Here is a 23376-nt window from a genome sequence, read left to right on the forward strand (position 1 = left end):
GAGGAGTAAAAAAATCATGCTAATGTTAACTGGTGTTTTAGCTTTTGGTGTGTTGTCTGCTTGCGGAACCCCTAAAGAAAGTGCACATTCAGATGGACATGGTGGTATGAATCATACTGAGATGAATTCTGAAACTGAAGGTGCGAGTCATGATCATGCAGGGTCTCATGCTGATTCAACAGCAAGTACCCTTAAAACCTCGTTCTCCTTTGCATCAGATGTGAAGGCCAATGAAAATTCACATCTGACAATCCAAATCACGGACGTCGATGGTAAACCGGTTAATGAATTTGAAATGGGTCACGAAAAACGAATGCACCTTATCGTGGTGAGTAAAGATCTTTCTTACTTTAATCACATTCATCCAGATTTTAAAGGCGATGGAACGTTTGTGATTGAAACTTCATTTCCAGCTGGCGGAGAATACAAAATCCTTTCTGACTTTGTACCAAAAGGTGGAGCGAGTACTACCCCCAGTGAATGGGTGAACGTTGGGGGTCCAGAAAAAGCCCAAGAGCCTGTTCAAGCGGATTCCAACCTTGTAAAAGAAGTGGATGGTAAAAAAATCGAACTTTCATTGAGTAGCACAAAGGCCAACGAAGACGTAAATCTGACCTTTAATATCATGGATGCGAAAACGGACGAAGGGATTAATAATCTGGAACAATACCTCGGTGCTGTAGGTCATGTTGTTATCCTTTTTGAGGATGCAGAGCAATATCTGCATGTTCATCCAACAGAGGAAAAGGCAACAGGTCCAAAAGCGGAATTTATGACCTCCTTCCCGCATAGCGGAATCTATAAAATCTGGGGCCAATTCCAACATGATGGGGAAGTCTTTACAGTACCTTTCGTCGTAGATGTAAAGTGAGTAGAGAGGTATGAGCATGGGAGATAAAATTAAAATAGCGATTAGTCCAGCAATCCAACTTGGTGGAAGCTTATTCACTCCGGAGCAACTAGTTAAAATTGGCGAGATTATTGGTCCAGATTCAAAAGTGGAGATGACACCCTTTAAGCAACTCTACGCAGAAGTATCGATTGAACAACGAGATCAGATCAAAAATAAACTTGAAGATCACGGTCTTGAAATAAACCCTGCAGGATTTGTAACCAAAAGTCTGATCGCTTGCAACTTTTGTAGAGGTGCAGAAGAAGCAGGAATGGAAACAGCCAAAAATTTAAATCAAGCCATTTCCGGTATCGATACGCCTACACCACTCAAGATTGGATATGCTGGATGCGCCTTAGGCACTAGTGAACCGTTGATTAAGGATATTGGGATCGTAAAAATGCGCGATAAGTTCGATGTTTATGTTGGTGGCGAGTCGAAGGGGCTTAAACCCTCCTTCGCCAAGCTGCTACATTCCGGATTAATGGAGGATCAGCTTATTCCTTTCGTTACCGCAATTATTGATTATTATAAGAACCATGCGAAAGGCAAAGAAAAGTTCAGGAAATTCGTTAATCGAATGACACTGGAAAACTTGAAGTCTATGACGCTTGAAAGGGGGTGAAAACAGTGAAAGAAGCAACTGTAAAAATTCAAGGTATGTCTTGCCGTTCTTGTGTATCTAAAATTGAAGGTGCAATTAGCGCTCTTGGCGCTGAAGGCCACGTAAATTTTGAACAGGGAACAGTAGAAGTTCGATTTGACGATTCTAAAGTTCAAATCGCTGAAATTGAAGAAGCGATCCGTAGAAAAGGATATAACGTCGGAGCGTAATATATATTGAAATACAAGGGAGAGTAATTGGGCATGACGGAATCCATTCAGATTTATTCAATCCCAACCTGTAGCGATTGCAATTATGCTAAACGTTACTTTAAAGAGCGTGAGCTTCCCTATACGGATTACAATTGTGAAGAAGATGTCAAGTACGCTGAGGAAGTCTGGAAGTTGACTGGCAAACAGGTTGTTCCAACCATTGTCATTGGAGATAAGGTCTTTGTAGGCTTTGCCGAAAATCTCACTGAAATCAGTGAGTTAGTGAAGTAACTCTGATGACCCCGGTCAACATTCGACCGGGGTTATTCTTAATCCTTTGACTTATGTATCGTTGTAGGAGGGGAGGGTATAATATGTCTAATATACTGCATAGATAAAGATACTTGCATCGCTTATGGGCATGTGGAGCAGTGACGCCTGACAAGCCGTTCTCTTAGCACGTACCATGATACTTCTTGCTCTCTTTACATAGGGTAGGGGGGGATGGTAATGTGTAATAAAGGAGTTGATCAACTTTGGATGATACGATACTTGAGGCTGCTTCATGTGACCATACATCTTCAAACGAGCGGAAAAGCCATCATTCGGAGAGTACGAAGCGAAAATTAATTAGCCGGTTGAATCGGATTGAAGGGCAAGTGCGTGGAGTAAAAGGAATGATTGAGAAGGATACGTATTGTGATGACGTCTTGCACCAAATTGCCTCCATTCAATCCGCGTTGAATGGAGTAGGAAAGCAGCTTTTGGAACATCATATGAAAAGCTGTGTCATTGAACGCATTTCAGAAGGCGATCACAAAGTTTTGGATGAACTGATGATAACTGTAAATAAGTTAATTAAATAAGCTAGAATCAGGGAGATACCCTCTTGTTTTATTCAGGCAAATGGCCCATCAAGGTTGTTTATTATGGCTAGTGATGAAAAAATGTCGAGAACAAGAACATGTTCCGTTGAAGTCGCTATTTTAGCGGCTTTTTTGTTTTATCGGTACAAGTTCGTATACCGATCCAAGGACAAGAACTTGTACCGTCACATTAATTGACAAGCCAAACAGGAGAATCAAGATTGTTGGGCAGAAGAGGATTACAGTTGGCCTAAATAAAGGGAAAAGTTGATCCTCAATTAACTCATAGCTATTAATCATCGGAATACACTGTAGCATTGAAACTTTCGGGTCCCAGGCGAACGTTGTTAACACTGAAGCTTGGATTATAGGTGAGTGTAGCGTACGCAGAATAAATAAGTTGACCATTTCCAGGGGGAGGCACATTGTAATCTGAACCTTCGAAACTTGCGAGTATAGTGTTGGTGGAAGTGAATATAGGCTGGGAAACGACATAAATAGGTTGGCCTGTATTAGTGGCCCCCCTGAAGATTTCAATTCGAATAGTAGAGGGCAACGAAGATAAACTGGGCACTGAGAATCGATAGCTCCCATTAAACTGAGTACGGATGAGCGGTCCTGGATTAACAATGTTGAGTCCCACGATCCCAAGCAGGGTAGGTGTGTTTGATGGAAGTGGAATGTTGAGTGGAGTAATGCCCGTGGAGGCGAGAGAAGTACGAGCGTCAAGTGTACGAACCATTTTCATTCCTCCAATCTATTATACTGAAATATCGTATGTTACTGATTCGAAAGAGTTTTCCGCTTATTGGAAAGAAGTTACAGTCCTAAAGTAACAACAGTTATTTTTGTTACAGCTCCTGAATCAACTCCAATGAGTCCTCAAAACAAAAGACCTATTTCTCAAACACAAATATCTCAAATAAAAATAATTTATGGAGACCTATTCAACGTATTAACTTTGATAGTTAAAAGTAAGTGTCTTTCCCAGTGAAATCAAGTGATTTTGATCAGCCCATAAAATGAAATATGAATACGTATATCCTTGAATCACAACGGGAGCAGGATATTTTACAATAAGTGCCGCCTGATTTCTCATTTCCACGGGTTGGTCTTCCGAAGGAAATATGAAACAGGCTTCTTGTGCTTGAATAACAGCAGGGAAAATTCGGGGGTTTGCCCCATAGGGTTTCAACATATGAAAAGCTTCCGCTCTGCATACCTCGTGAATTCCTTCCTCAGAAGAGATAGCGGATATCTGAAAAAAACCGTCCGCTCCTTCGAATCGTTCTTCGGTAACTTTGTGCCAGCTTCGCGGATAATAGAAAGATACCTTGTATACCTGATTGAGATATAATCCATACGGATGAACATCATGCACTCGTGGTGACCATCTAAGAGCTGTAATCCACCGTGCTTCAACAATTTTGATCGGATTATTAGGGTTTCTTATATCAATAATCCACATTTCGGTTGCTTGTTCTTGATTATTGCACCCTGATAAGTAAGCGATTCGGTTCCCATCCGGCGACCAACTTAAAGGGGTAGAGAAGCAGGTGGAGACCGCCCATGTTTTTTGTTGCCCTCCAACTCGGCTGTCGGTCTGGATTAAAGAAACATATTGATTATCCACGAAGTCGGTGGCACTGTATGCGATGAGTGAAGAGTCCGGGGACCATTCGGGGAAATAGTTTTTGGCCTGAGGGCCACCATTAAGTTGGTAGCTCGCTCCTGTTGTCAGGTTCACCGTAGTGATCAACGAAATGCTGGCTCCCGGGGATGTATATAGGGCAAACTCTCCGTTAGGTGATATTCTGACATTGTGGAGAGGACCCTCCGTATTTTGAGTTAATTGCTGTTTGATCATGCCATCTCGGTTGATTTTATATAGTTGGGTATTGCCTGCTTCATCCGGAGCTGCAAACAGGAGAGCCTCTCCTGAAGGAAACCACTGGACATCGGTGGCTCCTTGTTGAACGATTGAACCGCTGGCATGGGAGTAGATATTGTAGATCACAATTCGTCCGTTTTTTACATAACTCAAGTATAGACTATCCGGCGACCAGCTCAGTAAAGTATAAGGGTCAATCTGATCAATTTGTGCCCATGTTCTGCTGTTTAGATTGAATACATACACGATATTTTTCTTGCCGATAAAGGCGATGTTCCGGACATCTGGCGACCAATATGGAATTGTAAATGTCTCACCAAGATCCTGAGTTAGCTTAATGGTCTGACCTGTTAAAGGTTGATAAATCCAAATGTCGTACGAACCACCCCCAACATTTGAAGTAAAAAGGATCGCTTCATGATAAGCAAAATTCATATTTGATGCCGCCCTTCAGGTTTGATTTCACTACAATGTATTCAAGAAAAGGAGATAGGCGAATTATTCGTTAAATTCCTATCAGGAAGTATTTATTCTGCCGATAATGAAGGAGCATATATTTTTTTACTTCAGGAGGAATCGTCAATGAAAAAAACAGTCATCTTGCTAACCAGTCTGGCGCTAATGCTAGCCACCGCCGCAGGCACAACCTCAGCCAAACCGGGAAACACTCCACCCGGACAATCAGGTAAAGAGGTATCGTCAAAAGCACCCAAAGACAAAGAAACTCCAATTGAGGAGAAACAGACCGAGGAAGTCGAGTCTTCTGAAATGGTCAGCACTGAAGATGACAAAGTTAAGGATTCCTCAACATCGGAGACAGAGAATACAACCAACAATACAACCGATCCAACCGAATCCAAGAAAAAAGGCTCCAAAGGATACAAAGGTTTGCTAAATGCCATTCAACATGTGGAAGATAAACCGGCAGGTGCTGTACTAGCCGATATTTTGCTTACAAAATATGCGACTGAGCTGACGGACGAACAAATCAAAGAACTTGAAGCCATCCTTGAAAAGGACAAGGCGTTGGAAACTGCAGCAGAAATGCTCGAAAAAAACGGTAGTGTGACTGACGCGGTGTATTTGCAGGAAGAGGCCATTAAAGCCAATTTTAAAAACCTGGACCTGTACAAAACAATGGGAAAACTCAATGAAAAGGCGGGCAAAAAGAATGGGGTGAAGCTGTATGTGAACGGGGAAGCTTCTGACTCCGAACCATTTGTCAAAAAGGGCAACACGTTTGTTCCTTTTCGCGCCATAGCTGAGTCTTTGAAAGCCGAAGTGGCATGGAATCCCGAAGAACGCTCCATCATTGTCACGAAGGATGGGGTGAGCATTAAACTTGTGGTTGACAGTAAGACTGCAACAGTTAATGGCAAAAACGTCTCTTTGGATGCGCCAGCAACTATCACAAAAGGCAGTACTTATGTACCCGTACGTTTCATAAGTGAGGCATTGGATGCAACCGTGCAATGGGAAGAAGAAAGTAAAACCGTCGTTGTTTATGAAGAAGTATAATATCGGAATGCATAGCAGCTGAGATTAACCAGTTGCTTCGACTTTTAACTTCAGCATCAGTGGGTGTATTGGAATGGTGGATTATCCGTTCGATGCCGTATCCGCCATCCGTCATGGTTGAACAATTTTGGAATTTGCTGAACCCGGTTGTCGAAAGACACGAACATCGTTCTATTGGAAGTCGCTAATTTTGCGGCTTCTTTTGTGTTTTCTAATGTTTGAGAAGATAGGAGGTGATAATTGATATGATCAGCATATCATTTAAATGATGTGACAATAATGTCACACTGAAATGAATATTGTTATGCTAATCGATGGGAAAATATAGTCATTTACTCTTATACTTGAACTTGCTAAGCGAGTTTATTATCGTAAAGGGGATATCTCCTAATGACTGATGTAATAAAAGCAATAATACTTGGCATAATAGAAGGCTTAACTGAATTCTTACCCGTATCGTCTACTGGACATCTTATTTTAGCAGGCAATTTACTTAACTTTGAGGGAGACGCGGCAATAACCTTTAAAATCGTTATACAGTTGGGTGCAGTAATGGCAGTTCTAATTCTTTATTGGAAAAGGTATATGGAGATTGGGTCAAACTTAATTAAAATGGACTTTTCAAAAAGTAAAGGATTAAACGTAATACATATGATTTTGGCTATGTTACCAGCATTAATCGTATATCTTCTACTAAAGGACACTATAAAAAGTCAATTATTCGGCCCTACACCTGTCTTAATTGGTTTAGTTGCTGGTGGTTTGTTAATGATCATCGCAGCACAGAGTAAGAGAACTACCAGCCTTGATACAATTGATATGATTAGTTACAAACAAGCTTTTGGGATTGGCTTATTCCAATGTCTAGCTTTGTGGCCAGGTTTTTCGAGATCGGGTTCGACGATTTCAGGTGGCCTTTTGCTCGGTACTAGCCAAAAAGCTGCCGCAGATTTTACGTTCATTATTTCTGTACCTGTTATGTTTGGTGCTACCTTGTTGGACTTATATGATAGCCGCGATTTACTTAGTTTAGACGATTTTTATCTAATGTTAATTGGCTTTATGACATCCTTTCTTGTGGCTATGATTGCGGTAGTAACGTTTATTAGACTGATCAAGCGACTTCGATTGGAGTGGTTTGCTCTATACCGTTTTGGATTAGCAGCCCTTTTCTATTTAATCGTCATACTGTAACTGTAAATTATAATTTATAAACTCTCAGTTTCGGAGGTATGTAAGTTTCTCATCTGATCGAGATACGGTAGGGATGTCCTCCGAACGTTCTCAAACGCTGAATTTGTTCTAATTGATCCGGGTTGAGCGAAATTTCCTTCTGGCTGGCGGGGTATGACAAGTAGCGGCTGCAGTCCGTGATAAATGACTCATACGAGGACCAATGTCGTCACGCAAAGCAAACCAATGATGGATTTGGTGAGAACGTTCATTTCTATTAAAACTCCTGTCTTTGTCTTCATAATGCTTATCCACAAAGATGAGAACAAAGTTTAATGAGTAAAATATTGCCAATGCAAATCGCCAGCGCGTTAGGCAATCCTGCACACATGAGACTTATGAAAAGTACATTTGAGGTGGAGAGATAGTACCATCAGGACATTAGATTATTCACCTTAATTTTTGATTTAATCTTTTACGATTACTTATGCTAGGATGTTGAACTAACGGGCTGGTTAGTTGAAGGAGGTAACGGGTAGGAATATGATAAAAAATGATGATGAGTTCGAGAGTTTATTATCAAAGAGGAATTCAGGTAAAGTTACATACGGTATAGAATTAAAAAAATAATATTGAGAAAGGACGTATATTTGAAGCGGATGGGCCATAATGCAGATAAGCTAGAGGGTAACTGGATAATGGTTGTTAAAGATTATGCTAAAGAAATTTCAATATATGTTCTTTCAAAAAACATGACCCAAGATATTGATTTGAATACAAAACCGATGGCAGATGAATTAAGTGAAACGCAAGGTTTGACTCGAAATCTGGTTACTTTAAGCTCTACTCATGGACAACAAAAAATAAAACTATAGGAATTTAAAACTGTTACCTGAATAGGTAAACTGATAAGCTCAGCCACAACCATACAGCCCCATTGTAGTCGCTATTTTAGCGACTTTTTTTATATTATCGGTACGGTTATAATATTGCGGATGAATGCTTCGTCAGCCGTGCAAATGTTAGATGTTTGGCACAAATTTTGGGATATACTCAATCTCCTGACATCACCCCTCAGGGGGTCTTTCTTTTGTCTTAAGTAATCGTTTTCAATGCTAATATGACCTTATCTCGGATGAATATAAATATTTACCTCTTGCATAAAGAACATGCGTTCGGTTTATAATATACAAACATACGTTCTTAAAAGTACAGGAGTGATTTCAGTGTTGGCTAAGCAGCGAACCATTATGCTCATCGATATGCAGTCGTTTTATGCTTCAGTCGAAAAGGCAAAAATGCCTCAATACAAAAATAGACCACTCGCCGTCGCTGGCGATCCAGCAAGACGTTCTGGCATTATCCTTGCTGCTTGTCCACTAGCCAAAGCGAAGGGGGTATCTACCGCGGAACCACTCTGGCAGTCTCTTCAGAAGTGCCCTGAACTGATCATTGTGAGACCACACATGCAAGAATACATCGAAGTATCCACTCAAATCATGTCCATTATTGAGGAGTTCACCGATCTAGTTGAACCGTACAGTATAGACGAATTATTCGCTGATTTTACAGGATCAATGCATCTATTCGGTAATGATCCAGTCGATTTGGCCAAGCAAATTCAAGACAAGATCTATAATGAAACAGGCGTTTATGCAAGAGCTGGTATCGGCGAAAACAAAATCATTAGTAAATTGTGCTGCGATATGATCGCTAAAAAAGCAGAGGGGGGCATTTTCCACTTAAAGAAAGAGGAATTACACCTCCACATTGGAGAAAAGCCCATCCGCGATATGTGGGGGATCGGCTCCAGAATGGAAAAACATCTGTGGAAGATGGGCATCCGAACCATTAGAGACCTGGCGAATACGCCTCTTTCCAAATTAAGAAGTAAGTGGGGTGTTAATGGAGAAGTCATCTGGAGAGTCGCAAATGGAATCGACAATTCACCGGTAACCGTCAACACGCACAGTACACAAAAGGATATCGGAAACGGAATGACCTTGCCAAGAGATTTCATAGAGGCTTGGGAGATCGAAGTAGTTATCCTCGATATCTGTACAGAAGTTTGCAGAAGAGCCCGTAAAAAGGGACTGATGGGTAGAGTCGTATCCGTAAGTGTTTCTGGAGCGGATTTTGACCACCCCACTGGTTTTCACAGGCAGGTTAAACTGTCTGATCCTACAAACATAACTGTTGATGTATGCAAGATAGCCAAACGCATATTCCATCAACACTGGGATGGGCAACCCGTGCGCCGTGTAGGCGTATCCCTATCTCAATTATCCAACGCGGATACATATCAACTATCTTTTTTTGATGATCAAGAGCAGAAACGGGCCATTGATCAGGTGATGGACGACATTAAGGATAGATTTGGCGACATTGCCATTTTACGAGCGAGCTCCATTACGGCTGCGGGTCAAGCGATCGATCGAGCATCTAAAATTGGGGGGCATTATAAATGAGCAAAAAACTGGAGGCCAATGGATTATGGGAATCGAGCCGCATGATGCTTCCACAACATAAAGAACGAATTATACAGCATCGTACTCAAATTCATTATCAAACGAAACCACTGATCCATGAAGATGAGTGGGAAATTATTACTCAGAATATAGATATGTCGCTCAATTATACATTGCAAGCCACCTTTGAAATATTTACTGAGTCAGGCAATCGGGATATACACGGGATCGTCACTTCAGTCAGTACCTTTGGAAAGAAAATCAAAATTGAAATGGAGAATGGATTTGAATGGGTCGATTTTGATCAATTGGTCGCTGTGAAACTTGAAGAAGGAGGCGTGTAAAGTGCGACAGACTTTCGAGGAACTTTCACTCGTGAAGAGAGTGGTAGAGCTCCCTTATCTGTTAGGTGCTCTGGAGGTAGATAAGCATAAAATATACGCTTCAAACTTCAAAATGAAATCTGTGTATGTTGACTACCTGGACGGTACCCAAAAGAAAATAGCTTTAGAAATGTACAAATCAAAGCAAAGGCTAAAGGAACATCATATAAAAATCATAGATGAAGTGAGATCTGAGCTGAGTTTAACGGTAGATTATTCGGTGAGAGGTTACATTCATAAAATGACATTATTATGGAGCAAAGTGAAAGTAGATGTAACCATAATGCTTACCGAACATATGAACGTTGATATTACTGATTTGCTTTAATAAACATAGAAAACAAGTTGTCTAACTCATGGATTCGGCAACAAGCACGAGCAGATCTTTCGGCAAACCGGGAATCACAAAAAAGATAAATAAAAAGGCAGAGTAAACTATGTTTTGATGTCAAAGATAAAAAACTTCATTATTATATCTGCCCCTGTATTCAGTAAGGACATTCAAAAGAAAAGCCACGAAGGAGGAGGAATAGCAGAAGGTTTAAGACGGTCTAAAAATCAGCAGGATTCCCAATTTCCGGGTTCGCTTGCGGGACGTAATTATCAAGTCATCATTGATCTGGGCATCGTTCCAAAAAATTAGTAGTTGGATAAATAGATTAAAGTCGAAGAGGGACTGCATTTTGCACTCCCTCTTCTTAGTGATTTTACAATTAGGAAATATAATCTACTAGTTCTAGCCTAGTTTTTGCGAACCATTGAACCACACAGATTTGATTGACAAGGTATCTGAAATATTAGTGATCGGATCACCGTTTATGAGAATAAGATCAGCACGTGCACCTTCGGTAATCCGGCCACGATCATGTAGACCAAAGCAACGGGCTGGTTTGGAAGTAGCCGACTGAAGAGCTTCGATCGGAGTGAACCCAGCCTTCACCAGCAGCTGCATTTCGTGGTGAACACTGGCCCCATGAGCAAGCCCACCAAGGTTCGGAACGGGAACCGGTGCGACATCCGTCCCTACAAGAATATCAACTCCGGCACGGTGAAGATCCATCACATTCTTAAAGCTGTTCTCCATATTGCCTTGTGGGAATGTATTAAAGCTTGAGTTCAAGATATCGATCCAATCCGGACTTAATTTGGAATGAACTCGTGGATCATTAGCCAATTCCGATGCCGGATTACCTATAATCGATGAATTTAACACCAAGCACGGTGTAACAAAAGCTCCAGAATTAGCTATGGATTTGACCAATTCGGACGTGTACTCTGGTCTGTCGATAAACAAGTGCCCCAAACCGTCGACTCCAAAATCGATGGCTGCTTTCGATGAAAGAGCCGTCAAAACGTGGGCAATGACCAACTTATCGAACTTGTGGGCTTCAGTAACGGCTGCTTTTAGAATCTCATCACTTAGAACAGGCAGGCCGGGTGCACCCATAACCGTTCCCTCTTCAATCATGATCTTAATATAGTCAGATCCATTCTCCACTTGGGTATGCACATGTTTGATCGCTTCTTCAACCGTTGTCACTTGAGGTATTTCTTCGTGATCGTGAGCGTAGGCGGCCAACATTGCTTCCCGGTCTTCCTCCGATAACTTCTCTAGTTCCTTTAATACGAATTCAGGTATTTCATCTCCATCAGGCAGTAATTCATCTGGGTGCCCACCAGGAGCGGTAATCGCTGTCCCAGCAGATCGGACGTCTGCGATGTCATCCACATTTTTTAGCTGAATTTCGCGCCCTCTTTTCGTAAAATCGCCGTTCATTTCGAGTTCCGTTGTAACACCGAATTTTAAGGCATCTCGTAATCCGCCAATGGAGGTATGGACATGTGCATCAATCAGACCAGGCATTAATGTCGCATTTTCTCCATCGATAATTGTTGCGTCACTTGGGATGTCTCCGCCAACTGAAATAATGGACACCCCTTTAATGACAATATGTCTGGGAGCAATAATTTGATATCCATCAAAGATTCGTACATTTGTAATCGCCGTAATTCCTTCTGACCCAGCATTCTGATTTAATTTCACCATCATAACTCCTCCTAATGTGTTTGTGATTAAACACTTCGGAGTATAACTGTTAGAAATCTAACAGTCAATAGTCTAATATTTATTTGACAATCCTCTTGGGATCACTGTATATTTTAGCTACTTACAATTAGATTCCTAACAATTACAGAGGGGACGATGGACGGTCATGCATTCCCGAGAAGATACGCCTTATATGGATTTGTTTCAAATTATCGGTCTTAAGTTAAAGAAAAGAGCAGATGAGAGTATAAAAGAGCTAGGATTAAGTTCTCAACAAGGAAAAGTAATCGATTATATTTATGAGAATCAAGATAATCATATTATTCAAAAGGATCTTGCAGATCGGTTTCATCTGCGTGGGGCAAGCGTTACAAGCATGCTTCAAGGTCTAGAGCAAAAAGGTTTCATCGAACGTAAAATCCCGGCCAATAATGAACGGCAAAAAAATATTTATGTATTACCAAAAGCGGTTGACTTGATTGAAGACTTCAATAACTCATTTCAAAAAGTGGAAGATGAAATCGTTCAAGCCCTTAATGACGAGGAGAAGCAAATCTTAAAGAAATTACTGATCAGAATTAATGAACGCATATAACAGATGGGCAGGCAGAGGTGCCTGAGGGCGCGTGACAAGATCATGTTCCCATTCCCGATTAGAAACCAAAGGAGGCCGCCGATCAACAGGATCGGCGGCTTTATTCGACTACGGGAAACTACACTTTGTGAAGAAGATTATGCAACGGTGGCGAAAGAAGCTTTACTTCAATACCCAATCAATTGGGTAAAAACTTGTCGTCTCCGCCTTTAACGTCTTCGAAACGCTCCAGCGCGCGCCAGAGCATAGAAAATCAAGAGAGCAATGATCGACCCGACGATCGCGGGTATGATATGAAATCCACCCACCACCGGCCCCCTCGGTCCCAACAGTTCATACCCTAACCACGATCCAACAAAGCCAGCAATGATATTTCCAAGTACGCCTCCCGGCACGTCCCGTCCAATCAGATTTCCACTTAACCAGCCAATTAGCCCACCGACAATAAGTATCCAGATTAAATACATGAATTGGTCTCCCTTCCATTGATTTATTACAAGTTATGTTTCGTTAGGGGGAATGTTGCGGATCATCTGCGAATCGACCACTAAAAACCATTTCCATTTTAATCCAAGGGTAGTAAAATCGGTTGTACCACCACTAGTATGAATGCTGGTGCAGATGGGGAAGGAGATGGCCAGTATAGAAAGGAGGCGCTCAGGTGTTTATGTTTCGAAGTCCTTTTATTATAGCCTTGTTGATGACGTTTCTGATGTCAGGCTTGTCTGCTTGTTCTGAGTCAGAGCAATCGGAAGATAGGGGTGCTTCGACAAAGGCTGACTTCACGGAGCAGATACAGAGCCTTAATCTGAATCTGGAAGAACCGTCATGGAAGCTGGATACCACCCCCGTGAATCTAACGTGGTTCGTTGGAGCCGAATGGTACGGGCACACTTGGGGTGAGAGCCTGACTTCCAAATATGTCACCCAAAAAACAGGGGTCAATATCGAATTTGAAGTATCAACTGGTGAACCAAGCGAGATGTTATCACGGATGTTGACGACCGGTAGTCTGCCGGATTTGATAACTATCGGCTCCTGGGAGAGTGCGGTTAACAAACTTCGGGAGAGTAATCTCGTCTATGCCCTGGATGAGCTAGCCAACAAGTATGATCCTTACTTTTACAAGGTAGCAGGTGATGGTGCTCTACAATGGTATCAACAGGAAGACGGCCATACCTATGTCATTCCCAATGATGCGTACAGTCCCGAACAGATGCGTTCAACCGGCTTGACGGGAGCGAACCAAACCTTTCTCGTACGTAAAGATCTGTATGAGTCGATGGGCAAACCGGACCTTACCACACCGAAAGGTTTTCTAAATGCATTGCAACTGCTGAAGAATCAATATTCTGTTTATAAAGGTCAGCTGATCAGTCCGTTCTGGGCACAAGGGAATGCATCCTATGGGATGACCGAATATTTGCAAAATCTGCTTGCGATCCCCCATGAACAGAACGGTAAAGTATACGACCGAATGACAGATCCGGATTATATTGAGTGGCTGAAAACATTTCGTATCGCTTACGAGCAGGGCCTGATTAATGTTGATTTTCTGGTCGACTCCAGTGCACAGGTGCAGGAAAAAACCAACCAAGCCCAATATTTTATGATGATTCGGGAATGGACAGACATAGCAGACCTTAATTCGAAATTGGAAGTCATTACGAATCAGAGTTCATACTATATTGCTGTAGATGGACCCCGGAGCAGCAGGGGAGAATCCGCCAAACTGTTTCCTGGCAGCATGGATGGCTGGATGGTTACGATGATTAGCAGATCCACGGAAAACCCTGAACGGGCCATCCGATTTTTGACCTATCTGGCCAGCGAAGAAGGCCAAAGGGATTTATTTTTGGGCAAAGAAGGTGAAACCTGGGCGATGAAGAACGGCAAACCGCAGTTGACGGCGGCAATGGTTCAGTTGCATGACACGGATAGGGAGCGGCTGGAAAAGGAATATGGCATTATGGATACCTACTGGATGCTGCGAAACCCTGCTTTCGTTAACAAGTGGAGACCAGAGAATGCCCCATCCATTAAACAAATGGAGGAGTTCGCCAACCAACAGGCCGATCTGGACAGCGGCATCTATAAGGGACTAGATCCTATAGGGGATTCCGATATCGCGTTAGCTTGGTCACGTATTTCTCAGAATTGGGAAGAAGTGCTGCCAGAACTGATTACAGCGAAGGATGAAGCTGCCTTTGACAAAATTTTTGAAAATTTTCTGATACGTCGTGTGAACTACGGCTTTAACCAGGTGATGGAGTATCGCCAGGCTGAACTGGAACTGAGAAAAGCCAAGATAGCCAGATAACCATTCCCTACTACATTGTTAACGATCAGCTAACTAGTAATATATGGTATAACAAAGGTGGTGAATACATCAGAATGAAATACCTGCTAACGAGATTGAGGAAGCTTTATCGCAATGCCCGTATATCCCAAAAGCTGTTTCTGGCATTTAGCCTGATGATTGCCATACCTGTTATTTTGATCTCCTTTGTGTATATCCGCATGCAAGAAACCCAGCTATATAAGGATGCTATGGCAACGGGTAACAGTCACGTTTCATGGCTGAATGAACAATTGCGCAGAAGAATGGATATGATTGAGAACGCTTCCAATACAGCCCTTACTCAAAAGTCTTTTGTGGATTTTATTCATTCCAATATGCTTGTGGATGGACTGCGTCTGGTGAAGTTTAAGCAAAACCAGTTTGAGCAAATGCTTAATATCATTCAGAGCAATGCGATGATCAGTGAGCTTAGCTTTTACGTCGATAACCCGAACTTGTATGAAATCTGGCCTGAAATCTATCATTATAAGAAATTTTGGCCGCAGGATTATTGGATAAAGCTACGGGACGAAGGTGGTGCGGCTTACCGTTTATTTTCTTTTAGGGATGGTGAAGACACTTTATCCTACTATCGTCTGGTTCGCCTTCAAGGGCAGGAACAAAAACGCCCTAGTATTATGGAAGTGCGAGTCCCGCACAGCATGTTTTTCAGCGACCTGCTCCAGGAGAGCAAGGGGGACTTCTTTTCGGTGTTGATGAACGCAAGCGATCCTCCCCAGTATGTTTACAATCCCCAGCATGAGTTTTCTGAGAAGTACGGGCAGAGGATGGAGGAGATCCTTGGCAGTATTCATCGCCAGCTGGATATATTGCCGCAGGAAAACCCGCTCCAGGTTAAGGTGGGAGATCAGAGCTTCTATGCATTGTATCGATACATCGCTCCGTTGAACACTTATGTGGTTGATATTGCTTCCCATCAGGCTTTGATGAAGGGGCCTCGCAGTTGGTATGTATTTGTGGTAACGATTACATTATGTGTATTGCTGCTGATTATGCTACTTGTATCCCAAACGACGCGGCGTATTTTCCGACGGTTGGACAGCGTACTGGAATCCATGCGTCAGGTACGGAAAGGCGAGCTGGATTCAATGATTGATACAGGCCTTGATGAGAACGAAAGAGGGGATGAAATCGATGAGGTGGCAGTGAATTACAATAAAATGTTACATGAGGTCAAACGTCTAATGACACAAGTCGTGGATAAACAGTTAATTGCCAAAAACGCACAGTTGCACTCCTTGCATTCGCAGATTAATTCTCATTTTTTACATAACGCCCTGGAATCGATCCGTATGGTGGCAGAGGTACAGAGACAGCCTGCTATAGCCAATTCATTGGTGTCATTGGGCTCCCAGCTTCGTTACAGCATGCAGTGGCGTAGCGATACCGTTGCTTTTCGTGAGGAGCTTGCCAATATCCAAAGTTATATTGAATTTATCAACTTTATGGAAGGCGGCAGTATCGTTATGACGGCGGATCTTCCTCAGGAGATACTTCGCTACGCCATTCCCAAGATGTGTATGAAGCCCATCGTTGAAAATGTAGTTCATCACGGGGCACCTTCAGGCGGCAGGGTAACTATAGAGATTACCTTTTCTGTGGAGAATGACAGTCTGCTTTTCATTAACATAAGAGATGACGGAAAGGGGCTAGAGCCTGAAATGTTACACCGTCTTCAGGCAGTACTGCGGAGCGAATCGGATACACCGATGGTTACTAGCAGGAGCGGACTTGGTTTGGAAAACGTGAATAAGCGATTGCAGCTTCATTATGGCAAGAATTGCGGTCTTTGGATTGATAGTGTGCAAGGTGCATATACCTGCGTAACGATACGTTTGCCTTGGGAAAATGTAAATCTTGGAGGGTGGTAGAGCATGCTTAATATCCTGATTGTGGACGATCAAAAACACATTCGTGACGGCCTGCAGGCCATGCTGCATCAATTTCCTCTGGAGCTGAACAACATATACTGTGCCGCCAGCGGGATTGAGGCGCTGTCCCTATTGCGGCAACATTGCATTCACATCGTTATTACCGATATTATGATGCCGGATATGGATGGGTTGGCACTCATGACTCAAACCAAAGAGGAATACATGGATGTGGAATACCTCATTATCAGCGGTTACAGTGATTTTACATATGCCCAAAAAGCGATCGGGCTTGGGGCAAAGGGCTACTTGCTCAAACCTTTGAAGCGAGAGGATCTGCAACATTCCCTGGAGCATGTATGGCAAGAGATCCGGACACGGCAAGCACTTACGCATAATATGCAGCGTGTATCCCGTCTCGCCCAAGAAACCGATCGTAAAGAATTAAGAATGTTTATGCAAGGTGCGTTATGTGATGACGCATGGATTCTTCAGATTGAGGAACAACATTATGCGTTATGGCGTAATTATCGCCTAGCCCTGCTGCGGGAAGAAGTTTGCATGAACCAGCCCGGAGCCAGTAGCGCCCATAGCATGGAAGCCATCGCGTATAGTGTGTTTGGCAGACAAGGTTATATTTGCCTGCAACATCGCCCATACCTGATCCTTGCGGTGGATGCGTCCATAGATCCAAGTGTTTTGTCTGCAGCGCTCAAGGAAGCAAAGATCGATGCCATAACGGCCACGACTAACCCGATTCAGGGGTTAAAAGAACTACCTGACAGCTATACCCAAGTGCTTGAGCTCTATCGCCACAGTTACCTGTTTCCTGATCAGCACAGTATCTTCCCAGCACATATTGAGCATATGGAACAGCAGTGGCAACTTCCCTATGAAGACTTATATGAACTGTTCCAGTCGATTGGAACGGATAACAGCGGAACAATTACTCAGGGTATTTCTGCAATATTTCACAAAAAGGTGCTGCAACGTTATCCTATTCGCTATACCCAACAGCTCTGCGCCGCCACCGTTCAGATGATGGAGGAATACGAACGAGTTATCCACCCTTATATGGGGGAAGAAGTGCTGGACCTTGAATCATTGCATAATCTCTTTGATTATCAAGGGATGCGTGATTATATACAAGCACTGCAACAGCAGCTGCTTCGGCTGAATCAGTTATATTATGACTATAAGTGCAGCTATCGCCATTCGCAGGATCTAAATGAAGCCATTCGTTTTATACATGAGAGTTACCACAAACCGCTGGACCTCGCGATGGTATCCAATCATGTATCGCTTAATTATGCTTATTTTTCAAATCTGTTTAAGAAGAATATTGGTAAAGGTTTTGCTGAATACCTACGAGATGTGCGTCTGGATAAAGCGCGGCGGCTTCTCGCCGAAACCGATTATAAAATTGTTGAGGTGGCTGCTATGGTTGGATATGAAAGCTACAAAAGCTTTACACGCGCGTTCCGACTTGTGATGCAGATCCAACCCACAGAGTACCGACAGATGATGCGGCAGAAGGCAGATTGAATCAAAAGCCAAAAAAATGGGATACCACAAAAACAATTGTACCTTTTCAACAAATTAACCTATTGGATAGAATAAAGATATTCCCATATGTAAGCGATTTCCTTAATGCGCATGGATTGGGAGAAGCTATTATTCTATTAAAGGAGGGCAATTATGAAACCATCTCACTTTACGGCGAAACGGTTTATGAAAAAGGTACTCGGTATGTTCCTTGTGGTTGTGATGCTGGCTAGTATTGGCATACTGCCAACTTCAAAGGTTCAGGCAGCGGGAACTACCGTAACCTCAATGGAGTACTTCTCACCAGCAGACGGGCCTGTTATTTCAAAATCAGGGGTTGGCAAGGCCAGCTACGGATTTGTTATGCCTAAATTCAATGGAGGCTCCGCGACATGGAATGATGTTCACAGTGATGTGGGCGTTAATGTAAAAGTGGGCAACAACTGGGTAGATATCGACCAGGCAGGCGGTTATATCTATAACCAAAACTGGGGGCACTGGAGCGATGGCGGCTTCAATGGCTATTGGTTCACCCTCTCCGCAACAACCGAGATTCAACTGTACTCCAAAGCGAATGGTGTTAAGCTGGAGTATCAACTTGTATTCCAAAACATCAACAAAACAACCATTACAGCGATGAATCCGACACAAGGTCCACAAATCACAGCAAGTTTCACAGGCGGTGCAGGCTTTACATATCCAACGTTCAACAATAATCCTGCGGTCACTTATGAAGCTGTTGCGGATGATTTGAAGGTGTATCTCAAACCTGTAAACAGCAGCACCTGGATTGATATTGACAATAACGCAGCCAGCGGCTGGATCTACGATCACAATTTTGGCCAATTCACGGATGGCGGCGGTGGGTACTGGTTTAACGTAACGGAGTCGATCAATGTCAAATTAGAATCAAAGACTTCTTCGGCTAATCTTGTTTATACCATTACGTTTAATGAACCTACAAGAAATTCTTATGTCATTACGCCATACGAAGGAACAACCTTCACAGCAGATGCGAATGGTTCCATTGGGGTTCCGCTTCCCAAAATTGATGGGGGTGCGCCAATCGCCAAGGAACTGGGTAATTTTGTATACCAAATTAACATGAATGGGCAATGGGTTGATATGAGTAACTCCAGCCAGAGCAAATTTGCATACTCCGCTAATGGGTATAACAATATGTCCGATGCCAACCAGTGGGGTTACTGGGCCGATCATATCTATGGTCTTTGGTTCCAGCCAATCCAAGAAAATATGCAGATCCGTATCGGATATCCGCTGAACGGACAGGCGGGTGGAAATATTGGCAACAACTTCGTGAACTATACTTTCATCGGCAATCCAAATGCTCCGCGTCCGGATGTATCCGATCAAGAGGATATCTCAATTGGAACGCCAACCGATCCGGCAATCGCGGGCATGAACCTCATTTGGCAGGATGAATTCAACGGAACTACGCTGGATACAAGTAAATGGAACTATGAAACAGGATATTATCTCAATAACGATCCCGGTACTTGGGGATGGGGAAATGCAGAACTGCAGCACTACACAAACAGCACCCAAAATGTATATGTACAGGACGGGAAGCTGAATATCAAAGCCATGAACGACAGCAAATCTTTCCCACAAGACCCGAATCGGTATGCACAGTATTCTTCGGGAAAGATTAACACCAAGGATAAACTGTCCTTGAAGTACGGCAGAGTAGATTTTCGTGCCAAGCTTCCTACAGGTGATGGTGTATGGCCAGCACTGTGGATGCTTCCAAAAGATTCGGTATATGGCACTTGGGCTGCATCAGGTGAAATTGATGTTATGGAAGCGAGAGGCCGTCTGCCTCGATCAGTAAGCGGTACCATACACTTTGGTGGACAATGGCCCGGGAACCAGTATTCGGGCGGCGATTATCACTTCCCGGCGGGGCAAACTTTTGCCAATGATTATCATGTATACTCGGTAGTCTGGGAAGAGGACAATATTAAATGGTATGTAGACGGCAAGTTTTACTATAAAGTCACTAACCAGCAGTGGTATTCTGCAGCTGCACCGAATAATCCGAATGCACCTTTCGATGAGCCGTTCTACCTCATTATGAACTTGGCAGTCGGCGGAAACTTTGACGGCGGCCGTACTCCAAACGCCTCCGATATCCCGGCGACGATGCAAGTGGATTATGTACGCGTGTATAAAGAACAGTAATTTGCGATTTCGGATAGAGCAAATGAAGATCAGATGGAACAGATGCTGGGCAAACCAGAGAACCTGAAATCTCATACTCTAAAATAGGCTTACGACCGATTCCCAATATTTCTACCTGGGAATCGGTCGTTTAAATTTAGACTTGATAATGTAGTTCATCGGCTGCAACTCTTGTCGAAGGACAAGGACATAGGTAACATACTGGTTACCTGAATAACCAGAAAATGATTCCTATCACGTGGTTTCGAGGCAGGGAAGGGTTACGGTTACGAGCACAGTATTTTAAATATTACAAAAACCCATAAGACGAAACATAGATACGATAATAATGGAAAAATAAGATACATCATTAGGAGGAAATATGAATCAGAAAGAATTTGACTCAGTCATCAATCTCCCTTCAAATATTCGTTATGAATATTTCATCAAAAAAGTAGTAGATTCAGAAGAAGTGTGGGGGCTTTATGAGAATGGTTGGTCAGTTACTGAAGATGATGAAGGTAATAAATTACTTCCATTTTGGCCTAAGAAAGAATTCGCGGAACATTGTGCAACTGATGGTTGGGAAATTTACTCAAGTAAAAGTATGGATTTGTACGAGTTCATAGACGATTTTCTACCCAATTTAAAAAAAGAGGGTTTAAAACCTTCAATATTCTTAAATAATGCTGATTCTGCTGTATTAGAAGTCGATATACTAATTGAGGATTTAAAGACAGAACTTGAAAAATACTAACAGGATTGATAATCGCTATTCCCAGTGAGAAAAATGCTATACGTGAAAGAGAACAGCAAATGATCATAAAAAATGGCGGGGCGGCGCCAAATCTCAAAATGGTACTTCAGGGAATGCGATCAATGGCATTTCTCCGAAAAATAAGAAGTACAGTAAGTTAATCAAATCCGCAACGAAGGAGTTTGGAAAACCGTGAAAAATACGAAACGTAAACGAATAAAATTGGGTGATATCTACGCTATCCCCTTGCCTAACGGTAAGTTTGCCTTTGGGAGAAGGCTTAAAGATGCCAGCATTGCAATCTATAATCTTATAAGTGACTCTATAGAAGAGATACCTCAAGAAGAAGAATACCAATTTATCGTGGGTGTATATGATGATGTACTGAAATCAGGCGATTGGCCGGTCATTGAGAATCGTCCATTCCCGGATGAAGAAGAGGCTTGGCCCCCACCTGCCTGTATCATTGATAAGATATCAGGAGAATATTTGATTTATCATATGGGAGAGATTAGACCTTCTAATAGCGAAGAAAGCGAAGGATTAGAGATTGCGGCTGTTTGGGAAGCCCATCATATTGTTGATAGAATAATGGGAGATGATAAGTGGCACCGTTACCCGAATAAATAGTGTACGAGTATACCATCTATGGTTCCAGAGATCAGGTGTAGCGGTTTGAACCGCTTTTTCACTTTCCAATACAAACATTAAGTCACGGCCTACATACGTTTCTATAGGGGTAACACCAAGCGCTTCAACCATTTGCTCTGTTAAAGTGAACTCTTCTGGCATCTTATATAAACAAAATCAACCAAGCCAAGCCCTCCTTTTACAAAGAGGTGCTTGGCTTGGCTTGGTTTGCATTCAGAGGCAAATAACAATGCAAAGTAAACATTGCAAGGACGTGATCACTTGAAGACAAAAATTGCAGAACTGCGTAAGCAGCATAAGCTGTCACAGGAAGAGCTGGGACGAATTGTTGGTGTTACCCGGCAAACCATCACCTCCCTTGAAAGGGGAAAGTATACGGCTTCCCTTATACTTGCTTACAAAATTGCCAATTTTTTCGGACTCGCCATTGAAGATGTTTTTGATTTCAGCGAAGTGGAGGAAATGTAAATGGACAAGTACAAGATTAAAGTAAAAACTCGCAAAAACGTACTGTCACTGGTAGCTGCTGCTACACTATTGATTTATGTAGGACTTATATTTTACCGAGGTGGGCTACCCGATTTGCCTAGTTTTATAAAGGGATTTCACACAGGCGCTTTTATCGGGGTTGAAGTGGCCGTCGCTTTTTTCCTCGTCAGGTATATAAAAGCGATTTTTGTATCAGGAATTGGTTTTTCCGACCTAAGACAAGAACTTAGTACCGTTGTTGAAATGGTTAAGAACATGGTACCGATGTCGATTAGAAGATTTAAACTAACGGGCAGATCAGTTTCGGTATGTGGTATTATTTGTTTGATATAGCAAACTATATTAATATACAGCATCCCTATTTACGACAAATTCAGCTTAAGCGGCAAAAAGTACCAACCTATAATCGTTACCCCTTTGATTTGGCAGTTATTCGAAACCTAAACACTCTTGATTTCCACCCCAAAGTAACCTACATCGTAGGTGAAAATGGGATGGGCAAATCAACACTGATGGAGTCCATTGCTGTCGGATTGAAGTCCAAGTATTGGAAGAAACGGACCATTATATGATTATGAAAGAGTTTGTAAATAACAAGGATCGGATGCTCAGAGAATTATTCGAAGAAGCTCAAGATTAAGCTAACGGGAAACGTTAGCCCAATAAAACCAAGGAGACAGCCGGCCATAGTGTTCGGCTTCTTTTGTTCAAATAACGGTAACGGGCAGGTTAGTTCAATTATGTCGACAGTATCTTTTGGAAATTTACAAAGGCAGAAAAGTCTAGGAATCATGTGGTCATTTAGGTGATGAGTCTGGAAATCAAACTTATGACGATTTGAAAAACTGGAACCCTTTTTGCATCTACAAGT

The 23376-nt window shown here is 42.5% G+C and carries 24 protein-coding genes and 2 pseudogenes; 23 read left to right on the forward strand and 3 right to left on the reverse strand.

The window, feature by feature from the left end; all coding sequences use genetic code 11:
• Nucleotides 1–16 precede the first annotated feature (16 nt).
• The 5 genes from MHB43_RS17420 (at nt 17) to MHB43_RS17440 (ending at nt 2574) form a co-directional block, all read left to right on the forward strand.
• Complete coding sequence (locus MHB43_RS17420; RefSeq protein WP_405117610.1) at nt 17–871, forward strand: hypothetical protein; 855 nt, start codon at nt 17–19, stop codon at nt 869–871.
• 16 nt (nt 872–887) lie between these two features.
• Nucleotides 888–1517 carry a nitrite reductase gene (locus MHB43_RS17425; RefSeq protein ID WP_405117611.1) on the forward strand — a complete coding sequence of 210 codons (630 nt, stop codon included), beginning with the start codon at nt 888–890 and terminating at the stop codon, nt 1515–1517.
• A 5-nt stretch (nt 1518–1522) separates the two neighbouring features.
• Complete coding sequence (locus tag MHB43_RS17430) at nt 1523–1726, forward strand: heavy-metal-associated domain-containing protein (protein WP_307412308.1); 204 nt, start codon at nt 1523–1525, stop codon at nt 1724–1726.
• A gap of 33 nt (nt 1727–1759) precedes the next feature.
• Nucleotides 1760–1999 carry a glutaredoxin family protein gene (locus MHB43_RS17435; protein WP_145325338.1) on the forward strand — a complete coding sequence of 80 codons (240 nt, stop codon included), beginning with the start codon at nt 1760–1762 and terminating at the stop codon, nt 1997–1999.
• 245 nt (nt 2000–2244) lie between these two features.
• Nucleotides 2245–2574 carry a metal-sensitive transcriptional regulator gene (locus MHB43_RS17440; RefSeq protein WP_047843212.1) on the forward strand — a complete coding sequence of 110 codons (330 nt, stop codon included), beginning with the start codon at nt 2245–2247 and terminating at the stop codon, nt 2572–2574.
• A 955-nt stretch (nt 2575–3529) separates the two neighbouring features.
• Here MHB43_RS17440 and MHB43_RS17445 read toward each other — a convergent pair.
• Nucleotides 3530–4900 (reverse strand): TolB family protein, encoded by a 1371-nt coding sequence (locus tag MHB43_RS17445; protein ID WP_405117612.1) that lies wholly within the window; start codon nt 4898–4900, stop codon nt 3530–3532.
• 147 nt (nt 4901–5047) lie between these two features.
• On the opposite strand from MHB43_RS17445, the gene MHB43_RS17450 reads away from it, so the two are divergent.
• The 7 genes from MHB43_RS17450 to MHB43_RS17480 all read left to right on the forward strand — a co-directional run bounded on the left by MHB43_RS17450 (nt 5048) and on the right by MHB43_RS17480 (nt 10335).
• The gene (locus tag MHB43_RS17450; RefSeq protein WP_405117613.1) at nt 5048–5983 is read left to right on the forward strand and encodes a copper amine oxidase N-terminal domain-containing protein; all 936 of its coding nucleotides are present in this window, start codon (nt 5048–5050) and stop codon (nt 5981–5983) included.
• A complete protein-coding gene (locus MHB43_RS17455) occupies nt 5980–6171 on the forward strand; it encodes a TetR-like C-terminal domain-containing protein (RefSeq protein ID WP_405132441.1) in 192 nt (63 codons plus the stop codon). The genes MHB43_RS17450 and MHB43_RS17455 overlap by 4 nt, the downstream gene beginning before the upstream one ends.
• A 202-nt stretch (nt 6172–6373) precedes the next feature.
• On the forward strand, nt 6374–7177 hold the full coding sequence (locus tag MHB43_RS17460; protein ID WP_405117614.1) for an undecaprenyl-diphosphate phosphatase: 804 nt from the start codon (nt 6374–6376) through the stop codon (nt 7175–7177).
• A gap of 638 nt (nt 7178–7815) precedes the next feature.
• Nucleotides 7816–8031: a hypothetical protein gene (locus tag MHB43_RS17465; RefSeq protein WP_405117615.1), complete on the forward strand. Its 216-nt coding sequence runs from the start codon at nt 7816–7818 to the stop codon at nt 8029–8031.
• Nucleotides 8032–8385: 354 nt separating this feature from the next.
• Nucleotides 8386–9624 (forward strand): DNA polymerase IV, encoded by a 1239-nt coding sequence (locus tag MHB43_RS17470; RefSeq protein ID WP_405117616.1) that lies wholly within the window; start codon nt 8386–8388, stop codon nt 9622–9624.
• Complete coding sequence (locus MHB43_RS17475) at nt 9621–9968, forward strand: YolD-like family protein (RefSeq protein ID WP_405117617.1); 348 nt, start codon at nt 9621–9623, stop codon at nt 9966–9968. The genes MHB43_RS17470 and MHB43_RS17475 overlap by 4 nt, the downstream gene beginning before the upstream one ends.
• A gap of 1 nt (nt 9969) precedes the next feature.
• Nucleotides 9970–10335: a hypothetical protein gene (locus MHB43_RS17480; protein WP_237175123.1), complete on the forward strand. Its 366-nt coding sequence runs from the start codon at nt 9970–9972 to the stop codon at nt 10333–10335.
• Between the two features lie 408 nt (nt 10336–10743).
• Here the strand turns inward: MHB43_RS17480 and MHB43_RS17485 are convergent, their stop codons facing one another.
• Nucleotides 10744–12054 (reverse strand): amidohydrolase family protein, encoded by a 1311-nt coding sequence (locus MHB43_RS17485; protein WP_405132442.1) that lies wholly within the window; start codon nt 12052–12054, stop codon nt 10744–10746.
• A 166-nt stretch (nt 12055–12220) separates the two neighbouring features.
• Here MHB43_RS17485 and MHB43_RS17490 point away from each other — a divergent pair, with 166 nt between their 5' ends.
• Complete coding sequence (locus tag MHB43_RS17490) at nt 12221–12649, forward strand: MarR family winged helix-turn-helix transcriptional regulator (protein ID WP_036673638.1); 429 nt, start codon at nt 12221–12223, stop codon at nt 12647–12649.
• A 209-nt stretch (nt 12650–12858) separates the two neighbouring features.
• Here MHB43_RS17490 and MHB43_RS17495 read toward each other — a convergent pair whose 3' ends face one another.
• Complete coding sequence (locus tag MHB43_RS17495; RefSeq protein ID WP_036613911.1) at nt 12859–13116, reverse strand: GlsB/YeaQ/YmgE family stress response membrane protein; 258 nt, start codon at nt 13114–13116, stop codon at nt 12859–12861.
• Between the two features lie 200 nt (nt 13117–13316).
• Between MHB43_RS17495 and MHB43_RS17500 the strand changes: the two genes are divergently transcribed.
• From MHB43_RS17500 to MHB43_RS17545, 10 genes and pseudogenes are all read left to right on the forward strand, one after another.
• Entirely contained in the window at nt 13317–14969 is a 1653-nt protein-coding gene (locus MHB43_RS17500; protein WP_405132443.1) for an extracellular solute-binding protein, read from the forward strand.
• A gap of 74 nt (nt 14970–15043) precedes the next feature.
• Complete coding sequence (locus MHB43_RS17505; RefSeq protein ID WP_405117618.1) at nt 15044–16882, forward strand: sensor histidine kinase; 1839 nt, start codon at nt 15044–15046, stop codon at nt 16880–16882.
• 3 nt (nt 16883–16885) lie between these two features.
• Nucleotides 16886–18427 carry a response regulator gene (locus MHB43_RS17510; protein WP_339176827.1) on the forward strand — a complete coding sequence of 514 codons (1542 nt, stop codon included), beginning with the start codon at nt 16886–16888 and terminating at the stop codon, nt 18425–18427.
• 153 nt (nt 18428–18580) lie between these two features.
• Complete coding sequence (locus MHB43_RS17515) at nt 18581–20629, forward strand: glycoside hydrolase family 16 protein (protein WP_405117619.1); 2049 nt, start codon at nt 18581–18583, stop codon at nt 20627–20629.
• Nucleotides 20630–20878: 249 nt separating this feature from the next.
• Nucleotides 20879–21010, forward strand: a pseudogene (locus MHB43_RS17520) (hypothetical protein); the annotation flags it as partial.
• A complete protein-coding gene (locus MHB43_RS17525) occupies nt 20991–21365 on the forward strand; it encodes a DUF2750 domain-containing protein (RefSeq protein WP_339176830.1) in 375 nt (124 codons plus the stop codon). The pseudogene MHB43_RS17520 and the gene MHB43_RS17525, both read left to right, overlap by 20 nt.
• Nucleotides 21366–21557: 192 nt before the next feature.
• Nucleotides 21558–21995 carry an Imm26 family immunity protein gene (locus MHB43_RS17530; protein ID WP_339176831.1) on the forward strand — a complete coding sequence of 146 codons (438 nt, stop codon included), beginning with the start codon at nt 21558–21560 and terminating at the stop codon, nt 21993–21995.
• A gap of 282 nt (nt 21996–22277) precedes the next feature.
• Nucleotides 22278–22484, forward strand: coding sequence for a helix-turn-helix transcriptional regulator (locus MHB43_RS17535; RefSeq protein ID WP_076215179.1), 207 nt, complete (start codon nt 22278–22280; stop codon nt 22482–22484).
• The gene (locus tag MHB43_RS17540) at nt 22485–22838 is read left to right on the forward strand and encodes a hypothetical protein (protein WP_339176833.1); all 354 of its coding nucleotides are present in this window, start codon (nt 22485–22487) and stop codon (nt 22836–22838) included.
• Nucleotides 22814–23035 (forward strand): annotated as a pseudogene (locus MHB43_RS17545) (AAA family ATPase); the annotation flags it as partial. The gene MHB43_RS17540 and the pseudogene MHB43_RS17545, both read left to right, overlap by 25 nt.
• Between the last annotated feature and the right edge of the window lie 341 nt (nt 23036–23376).

The organism is Paenibacillus sp. FSL H8-0317, assembly GCF_045040685.1.
GTDB lineage: Bacteria > Bacillota > Bacilli > Paenibacillales > Paenibacillaceae > Paenibacillus.